Origin of the sequence: Mesorhizobium sp. M7D.F.Ca.US.004.03.1.1 (genome assembly GCF_003998635.1) — a bacterium.
Classification (GTDB): domain Bacteria; phylum Pseudomonadota; class Alphaproteobacteria; order Rhizobiales; family Rhizobiaceae; genus Mesorhizobium; species Mesorhizobium loti.
Genome location: NZ_RZQG01000345.1, coordinates 1 through 5,818, shown reverse-complemented (window position 1 = coordinate 5,818; position 5,818 = coordinate 1). Strand labels below are relative to the sequence as shown.

Genomic DNA, 5,818 nt, shown 5'->3' with positions numbered 1-5,818 from the left:
GCCTCGCGGGCTTACGCTCCATCCCCGAATACATCTATGAGGCGGCCGAGGTCGACCGCGCCTCCAACTGGCGGCAATTCTGGTCGATCACGCTGCCGATGGCGCTGCCCTTCATCATGCTGGCGGTGCTGTTTCGCGGCATCGAGAACTTCAAGATGTTCGACATGGTCAATCTGTTGACCGGCGGCGGGCCAGGTTCGACCACCGAGGTCGCCTCGATCACCCTGAAGCGGCAGGCTTTTGAGAGCTGGCGTACCGGCTACTCCTCGGCCTTCGCCATCATCCTGTTCGTTGCGGTGTTTGGTCTGGCCAACATCTACGTCAAGGCGCTCAACAAGGTGAAGCAGAGATGAGCCTGACCACAGCCCATTCGGTCGTCGCACCCTCGGCCAACTCGAAGCGCATCGCCGGCACGATCATCGTGCTCTACGCGCTGATTTCGATCGTGCCGCTGCTGTGGATCTTCGCCACCAGCTTCAAGACGCCGCCGGACTCGATCGCCTATCCGCCCAAGATCCTGTTCCAGCCGAGCCTCGAAGGCTACTGCAATCTGTTCACGACGCGGACGCGGCAGACGCCGGAATACATCAACTCGCTGGGTCCCGCGACGGGCTTCTGCGACGAGACCACGCGCAAGCGCAATATGGTGATCGCCGGCCCGTCCAACTTCCTGCCGCGCTTCGTCAATTCGCTGATCATCGCCTTCGGTTCGACCTTCTGCGCCGTGTTCCTCGGCACGCTGTCTGCCTATGGCTTCTCGCGCTTCAAGGTGCCGCTCGCCGACGACCTTTTGTTCTTCATCCTGTCGACGCGCTTCATGCCGCCGATCGCTGTCGCCATTCCGATCTACCTGATGTACCGCGAGCTCGGCCTGTCGGACACGGCGCTCGGCATGATCCTGCTCTACACGGCAGTCAACGTGTCGCTGGCTGTATGGCTACTGAAAGGATTCATCGACGAGATCCCGCGCGAATATGAGGAGGCGGCGATGATCGACGGCTATACGCGGCTGCAGGCCTTCTGGCGCACGGTGCTGCCGCAGGCGACGACCGGCATTGCCGCGACCGCGATCTTCTGCCTGATCTTCGCCTGGAACGAGTATGCCTTCGCGGCGCTTCTGACCTCCGGCACGGCGCAGACCGCGCCGCCCTTCATCCCGACCATCATCGGCGAGGGCGGCCAGGACTGGCCGGCGGTGGCAGCCGGCACGACGATCTTCCTGGTGCCGATCCTGGTTTTCACCATCCTGCTTCGCAAGCAATTGCTGCGCGGCATCACCTTCGGCGCGGTGCGCAAATGAGCATGACCAAACACGGTAAACGCAAATCGCGGTGGCCGGTCTGGGCCAGGCGCGGCCTGATGGAAAACATCGCGACGGCGCTGATCGCCATCGGCTTCCTGATGCTGTTCCAGCCCTTCGCGCTGTCGCTCTATACCTATTCCTTCATCACCATGCTTGCCGGCACCGTGATGTTCATCATCGTCTCCAAGTTCCCGGAATAATCATGGCCGAAATCCGCGTCCAGCACCTGAGAAAGGCCTTCGGCGATTTCGTTGCCGTGCAGGATTCCAACTTCGTCGTCGAGGATGGCGAATTCTTCGTCATGCTCGGACCATCGGGCTGCGGCAAGACGACGACCTTGCGCATGATCGCGGGGCTCGAGCTGCCGACCGGCGGCCAGATCCTGCTCGGCGGCGACGATGTCACCATGCTGCGGGCACGCGAGCGCGACATTGCCTTCGTCTTCCAGCTGTTTGCGCTCTATCCGCACATGAATGTGCGCAAGAACATCGGCTTCCCGCTCTTGGCGCAAGGCATGCCATCGGCCGAAATCCGCACGCGGGTCGAGGAAACGGCGAAGCTGCTGCGCATCGACCATCTGCTCAACAAATCCGTCTCCGGACTTGCCGGCGGCGACCGTCAGCGCGTGGCGCTCGGCCGCGCCATCGTGCGGCGGCCAAAATGCTTCCTGATGGACGAGCCGCTGGGGACTCTTGACACCGAATTCCGCGATCTGATGGTCCATGAGTTGCGCGAGCTGCACAACCGCATCCACGCCACGACCGTCTATGTCACGCACGACCAGATGGAAGCGATGTCGATGGCCGACAAGATCGCGGTGATGAATCATGGTGTCATCGAACAGTTCGGCACACCCCGCGAAATCTACGACCGCCCGGCGACCATGTTCGTCGCCGACTTCATCGGCTCACCGCCGATGAATTTTCTGGGGTTCGGCGGCGGTCTCGCCAAGGGCGCAAGGGAGATCATTGTCCAGGGCGCAAAGGTCGCGGTGCCGGAGGTGCGCGAGGATATCGCGCCAGCCGACATGGCGCTCGGCATCCGCCCGGAGCACATCCGCTTCGACGACGCCTCAAAACTGCGCGGTGCCATCTACGGCACCGAATATCTCGGCACCACGCAGATCGTCGCGGTGGAGACGGCGGACGGCATCATCAAGGCACGCGTGCCGGCCGAAATCCAGCTCTCCACCGGCGACCATGTCGGGCTGACGCTGAGCAGCGCGCGGCTGTCGCTGTTCGAGAAAGGATCGGGCCGCGCGGTGAGAACCGCGATCCACGATGTCGCCTCTGAGCGGAGGGCCCAGCATGGCTGAGGTGCACATCAGGAACGTGACCAAGAGTTTTGGCGACCATGTCGCCGTCGACGGTCTCGACCTGCATATATCAGATGGTGAATTCGTCGTGTTGCTCGGGCCGACCGGGGCCGGCAAGACGACGACGCTGCGGCTCATTGCCGGTTTGGAACGGCCGGATGCCGGCATGATCGAGATCGGCGGCCACAATGCCACGGCCCTGTCGCCGGCCGAGCGCGACACGGCCTTCGTCTTCCAGCAGTACTCGCTCTATCCGCATCTGTCGGTGTTCGACAACCTTGCCTTCCCGCTGCGCTCGCCGGCTCGGAAAATGCCGGAAGACCAGATCCGCCGCCGGGTCGAGGAGGTGGCCAGGATGGTGCGCATCCATCACAAGCTCGCCAACCGCTCGACCAAGCTTTCGGGCGGCGAAATGCAGCGCGTCGCCATCGGCCGCGCGCTAGTGCGCAAGCCTTCGATCTATCTGATGGACGAGCCGCTGTCGTCGCTCGATGCCAAGCTGCGGGCGGATCTCAGGCTCGAGCTGAAGCGCATCCAGACCGAACTCGGCGCCACCATGCTTTATGTCACGCACGACCAGATCGAGGCGATGACCATGGCTGACCGCATCGGCATCCTCGCCGACGGCGTGCTGGTGCAGATCGGTTCACCGCGCACCATCTATTCCGAGCCGGCAAACCTGCATGTCGCCGCAAGGCTCGGCCAACCGGCGATCAATCTTCTGCCGACCGGGCTGCTGCCCGATGGCGGCGCACCGACCGGGACCAAGACAATCGGCGCGCGCACCGAGCACCTGACGATCGCGAAGGCCGCGAATGGCCATGCCGACGGCGTCGTCGACTGGGTCGAGCATCTCGGCGACCAGAACCACCTGCATGTGACGGTTGGTCCGAAGAAGTTGGTGACGCTGACCGATCCCGACACGGATCTGGCGCAGGGCGACAAAGTGGTGATCCGCTACCGGTCGCCGCTGTATTTCGGCGCCGATGGACAAAGACTGATGTGACCGGTTTTCGGTGTTCCCACTCAAGGGTCAACGCCGGCTTCTGATTGACGATTGCGAGTACGGGACGAATTCGATGAAGCACTTTTTCAATCGCAGGGAAACGATCGTCACCGAGGCACTGGATGGCCTGTTGCGGACCATTGGCTCGGGCGATCTCGCGCGCCTCGACGGCTATCCCGAAATCAAGGTCGTCCTGCGCGCCGACTGGGACAAGACGAAAGTCAGCGTCGTCTCCGGTGGAGGCGCCGGACACGAACCGTCTCATGCCGGCTTCGTCGGCAAGGGCATGCTGACGGCGGCGGTTTCAGGTGAGATCTTTGCCTCGCCGAGCGTCGAAGCGGTGCTGGCGGCCATTCGCGCGGTCACCGGTCCGGCCGGCTGCCTGCTGATCGTCAAGAACTACACCGGCGACCGTCTCAATTTCGGCCTGGCGGCCGAGAAGGCGCGCGCCGAAGGGTTTCGTGTCGAGATGGTCATCGTCGCCGACGATATCGCTTTGCCTGATATCGCCCAGCCGCGCGGCGTTGCCGGCACCTTGTTCGTGCACAAGATCGCAGGCCATCTGTCGGAGGCCGGCCACGATCTTGCGTCCATTGCGGCCGCCGCTCGCGCGGCGGCGAAGGATATCGTTTCGCTCGGCATGTCGTTGTCGTCCTGCTCGATCCCCGGCCAGCCGCACGAAGACAGGTTTGGCGAAAATGACGGCGAGCTCGGCCTCGGCATTCATGGCGAGCCGGGCGTTGAGCGGATTGCGGTGCAAAGCGCCGACAGGCTGGTCGCGATCATGGCGGAACGCCTCTCGGCACGGCTCGACCTCTCAGCCGACCATGCCCTGCTGATCAACAATCTCGGTTCGGTGCCGCCGCTCGAAATGTCTGTTATCGCCAACGCGGTGCTTGCCTCGCCGCTGGCCAAAACCATCAAGCTGACGATCGGCCCCGGCCCGCTGATGACGGCGCTCAACATGAACGGCTTCTCGCTGTCGCTGATCCGGCTCGATGCAGCACGCGAAGCAGCCCTGCTGGCGCCGGTCGGACCGCATGCCTGGATGCCGGCGAAGCCCGTTGTGCCGCCTGCCGTCGTGCCGATGGCGAAAGCGGCCAGACAGAGCGCAACACGCAAGCCCAGTCAGGATGCGCGGACCCGGTCTCTTCTCGTTACCATCTGCGAACGACTGATCGCGCTGGAAACCACTTTGAACGGACTGGATGCCAAGGCGGGCGACGGCGACACCGGTTCGACCGTGGCGACCGGCGCGCGCAGCATCCTCGATCGGCTCGACACACTGCCGCTTGCCGAGCCCGCGGCTACCCTTGCCGCGATAGGCGACATTCTGAGCGCGTCGATGGGCGGCTCCAGCGGCGTGCTGCTGTCGATCTTCTTCACCGCGGCGGCACAAGCCCTGGACAGCGGAGCGAACCTGGCCAAGGCGCTGCTTGCCGGCCTTGAGCGGATGACTTTCTATGGCGGCGCAAGGATGGGTGACCGCACCATGGTCGATGCCCTGGAACCGGCCCTGAAAGCGCTCGACGCCAGCGGCCTGGAGGAAGCGGCGGCGGCGGCTCGCCATGGTGCCGAGGCCACCGCTGCCATGGAGAAGGCGAAAGCCGGACGGTCCGCCTATGTCGGCAGCAAATTGCAAGGCGTGGTCGACCCCGGCGCCTATGCGGTGGCCGAGGTCTTCGCGGCCGTCGCCGCACTGCATGAAGCGGCCTGATTCATGCTCCAGTTGTCGAATGAGCGTTCTTTCGATACTGCCGGCGGGGTGGAAACCGGGAATTTGGCCGATATGGCGGCGTTGAACCTTGCCAGGCTGATTACAGCCGTCGCGGATGCGATCGCCGCTCACGCCGAAGAGTTGACGGCGCTCGACCAGGCGATCGGCGACGGCGACCACGGGCTGAACATGAAGCGCGGCTTCGAGGCCGTGCGCGCCGAAGCCGAGGCGTTTTCGGCCAAGCCGCTGCCCGAAGCGCTGAAGGCGATCGGCACCAAGCTGGTGATGACGGTGGGCGGCGCCTCCGGTCCGCTGTTCGGCACCTTGTTCATGGCGCTCGGCAAGGAGATTTCGGCGGAGCCCGATCGCGCCAATCTTACGGCGGCTTTCGGCAAGGCAATCGAAGCAGTGGCTGCGCGCGGCAAGTCGCAGGTTGGACAAAAAACCATGCTCGACGTTCTGCAGCCTGTGCATGAC

General features: G+C 63.9%; 7 protein-coding genes. All 7 read left to right on the top strand.

Features of this window, described 5'->3' with window-relative positions; translation table 11 throughout:
• On the top strand, window positions 1–353 hold a 353-nt coding region (locus tag EN935_RS19305; RefSeq protein WP_164771206.1), incomplete at its 5' end, for a sugar ABC transporter permease.
• Window positions 350–1,300, top strand: a complete 951-nt coding sequence (locus EN935_RS19300; RefSeq protein ID WP_109666015.1) for a carbohydrate ABC transporter permease — start codon at window positions 350–352, stop codon at window positions 1,298–1,300. The genes EN935_RS19305 and EN935_RS19300, both read left to right, overlap by 4 nt.
• Window positions 1,297–1,503 carry a hypothetical protein gene (locus EN935_RS19295; RefSeq protein ID WP_109666013.1) on the top strand — a complete coding sequence of 69 codons (207 nt, stop codon included), beginning with the start codon at window positions 1,297–1,299 and terminating at the stop codon, window positions 1,501–1,503. The genes EN935_RS19300 and EN935_RS19295 overlap by 4 nt, the downstream gene beginning before the upstream one ends.
• Window positions 1,504–1,505: 2 nt before the next feature.
• Complete coding sequence (locus EN935_RS19290) at window positions 1,506–2,618, top strand: ABC transporter ATP-binding protein (RefSeq protein WP_127263019.1); 1,113 nt, start codon at window positions 1,506–1,508, stop codon at window positions 2,616–2,618.
• Window positions 2,611–3,624, top strand: coding sequence for an ABC transporter ATP-binding protein (locus EN935_RS19285; protein ID WP_127263020.1), 1,014 nt, complete (start codon window positions 2,611–2,613; stop codon window positions 3,622–3,624). The genes EN935_RS19290 and EN935_RS19285 overlap by 8 nt, the downstream gene beginning before the upstream one ends.
• A gap of 73 nt (window positions 3,625–3,697) precedes the next feature.
• Window positions 3,698–5,341 carry a dihydroxyacetone kinase subunit DhaK gene (locus tag EN935_RS19280; RefSeq protein ID WP_127263021.1) on the top strand — a complete coding sequence of 548 codons (1,644 nt, stop codon included), beginning with the start codon at window positions 3,698–3,700 and terminating at the stop codon, window positions 5,339–5,341.
• Window positions 5,342–5,413: 72 nt separating this feature from the next.
• On the top strand, window positions 5,414–5,818 hold a 405-nt coding region (gene dhaL, locus EN935_RS19275; RefSeq protein WP_127373530.1), incomplete at its 3' end, for a dihydroxyacetone kinase subunit DhaL.

What these genes read in the sequence shown, in the direction of transcription:
- EN935_RS19300 (WP_109666015.1), top strand. Translation starts at nt 350, where the DNA reads ATGAGCCTGACCACAGCCCATTCGGTCGTCGCACCCTCGGCCAACTCG.
- EN935_RS19295 (WP_109666013.1), top strand. Translation starts at nt 1,297, where the DNA reads ATGAGCATGACCAAACACGGTAAACGCAAATCGCGGTGGCCGGTCTGG.
- EN935_RS19290 (WP_127263019.1), top strand. Translation starts at nt 1,506, where the DNA reads ATGGCCGAAATCCGCGTCCAGCACCTGAGAAAGGCCTTCGGCGATTTC.
- EN935_RS19285 (WP_127263020.1), top strand. Translation starts at nt 2,611, where the DNA reads ATGGCTGAGGTGCACATCAGGAACGTGACCAAGAGTTTTGGCGACCAT.
- EN935_RS19280 (WP_127263021.1), top strand. Translation starts at nt 3,698, where the DNA reads ATGAAGCACTTTTTCAATCGCAGGGAAACGATCGTCACCGAGGCACTG.